The sequence below is a fragment of the Nocardiopsis sp. TNDT3 genome (assembly GCF_003427465.1).
Taxonomy (GTDB): Bacteria; Actinomycetota; Actinomycetes; order Streptosporangiales; family Streptosporangiaceae; genus Nocardiopsis; species Nocardiopsis dassonvillei.
This window is the reverse complement of sequence record NZ_QPFC01000560.1, coordinates 1-1,808: the sequence shown is the minus strand read 5'-3', so window position 1 is coordinate 1,808 and position 1,808 is coordinate 1. Positions and strand designations below refer to the sequence as shown.

Below are 1,808 nucleotides of genomic sequence, written 5' to 3'. Positions count from 1 at the left end.
GGGGGTCGGCCGCGTCGAGCGCGGCGCAGTCCGCGCGGGTGGCGGGGGTCATCGGGGTCCTGCTTCCTCGTGGCGGCGGGTGGGAACGGGTCAGACGGTACTGCGGAGGGACCACAGCTCGGGGAAGACGTCCTGCTCGGCGTTGCGCGCCAGCCACCTCAGGCCGTTGGAGCCGCCGCTGCCGGGTCTGCCGCCCAGGGTGCGCTTGACGGCGACCAGGTGGCGCTGGCGCCATCGGGTGACCCGCTCGGCGACGTCGAGCAGCGCCTCGGCCAGCAGGAACAGCTCGTTGCCGGGCACGTCGTGGGCGTAGACGGCCTTCCAGGCCTCCTCCACAGCGGGGCTGGCCTCGTAGGGCAGGGTCCAGTCGCGCTCGACGCGGTCCTCGGGGACGGGCAGGCCGCGGCGGTGCAGCAGCCGCAGCGCCGCATCGTAGAGCCCGGGCCGCTCCAGCAGGGCGGTGAGGTCGTCGGCGACGCCGTCCATGGCCTTGTGCGGGCGGATCATGGCGGCGGACTTGTTGCCGAGCAGGAACTCCAGCTTGCGGTAGCCGTAGGACTGGAAGCCCGAGGCCTCGCCGAAGGAGTCGCGGAAGCGGTTGAACTCGGTGGGCGTCATGTCGGCGAGCAGGCCCCAGGAGTCGTTGAGCACGTCCTGGGCGTTGCGGGCGCGGCGCAGCCAGGCCAGGGCTTCGGGTACGTCGTCGGCCTCCAGCGCGTCGCGTGCGGCCTCCCAGCGCTCCCGAACCAGGGCGAACAGCAGCTCCATGACCTGGGTGGCGATGATGAACGAGGGCTCGGCGGGCTCGGCCGTGCGCGGCTTCTGCAGGGACAGCAGGGTGTCGATACCGGCGTAGTCGACGTAGGGGGTCGCGCGGTCGAAGGACAGGGTCGGGCTGTCGTCCCCGGCGCTCCGGGCCGCCTCGGCCCCGCCGGGGCCACCGGCGTACGGACACTGCTGGGCGGTCGTGGTGAGCATGCGAAACCCCTTGTCGCGATCGCGTGTACGGCGGCGCGTCCTCGGCGCCGCGGGCGGAGGGGTCCGCCCCCGCGCACGGCCGCCGGGCGCGTGAGGTGACATCATCGGGCACCCGCACCCCGGACAGGAAGGGCCGACAGGCACGCGAAGGGGACATTGGCCTAGCATTCGTAAGTCGTTGTGACTCTCGACTTTGGGAACGCAAAGCATGGCCTCACGGTTGGCAACCCCGCTGGACAGCGTTGACCAGCGCATCCTCGCCGAACTCCAACGGGACGGGCGCCTGTCCTTCAACGAACTGTCCCGCCGGGTGAACCTGTCCGCGCCCGCCGTCGCCGACCGCGTACGGCGCCTGACCGACCGCGGGGTGATCACCGGCTACCACGCGCACGTGGACCCGGCCGCAGCCGGACTGCCCGTGACCGCCCTGGTGCGCATGGAGTGCTTCGGCGCGCACTGCCTGCTGCGCGACGAGGCGTCGCTGGAGATGCCGGAGATCCTCCAGGTGCACCGGGTGACCGGCGACGACTGCTGCGTCCTGCTCATCGCGGTCCGCTCCATGGAGCACTTCGAGGAGGTCATCGACAGGCTCGCCGAGCACGGCCGCCCCTCCAGCACCATGGTGATGTCCAGCCCTGTGCCCTGGCGCCCGGTGAGCGCCCCGGTGACCGGGCGGCCCTGACCGGACACCGCCCGAGGGCTCGACCCACGCGGGTTCCAGGCGGCCGGGCCGCGTGGCTTCTGGGCGACCGGGCCTCGATGGTGACGGGCATGATCGTGCCCGTGGACGGGAGGGCTGGGCGCCTGAGGCGGATCGGAGGGAGCGGGGC

Annotated in this window: 2 protein-coding genes; one reads left to right on the top strand and one right to left on the bottom strand. The window is 72.7% G+C overall.

All coding sequences use genetic code 11. From position 1 onward, the window contains the following. Positions 1-90: 90 nt before the first annotated feature. A complete protein-coding gene (locus DQW06_RS14435; protein WP_013151837.1) occupies positions 91-978 on the bottom strand; it encodes a tryptophan 2,3-dioxygenase in 888 nt (295 codons plus the stop codon). 208 nt (positions 979-1,186) lie between these two features. Between DQW06_RS14435 and DQW06_RS14430 the strand changes: the two genes are divergently transcribed. Further along, positions 1,187-1,660, top strand: coding sequence for an Lrp/AsnC family transcriptional regulator (locus DQW06_RS14430; protein WP_013151836.1), 474 nt, complete (start codon positions 1,187-1,189; stop codon positions 1,658-1,660). Positions 1,661-1,808 lie beyond the last annotated feature (148 nt).

Excerpts from the sequence above, each read along its gene's own strand:
- DQW06_RS14435 (WP_013151837.1), bottom strand. The coding sequence starts at position 978 with ATGCTCACCACGACCGCCCAGCAGTGTCCGTACGCCGGTGGCCCCGGC.
- DQW06_RS14430 (WP_013151836.1), top strand. The coding sequence starts at position 1,187 with ATGGCCTCACGGTTGGCAACCCCGCTGGACAGCGTTGACCAGCGCATC.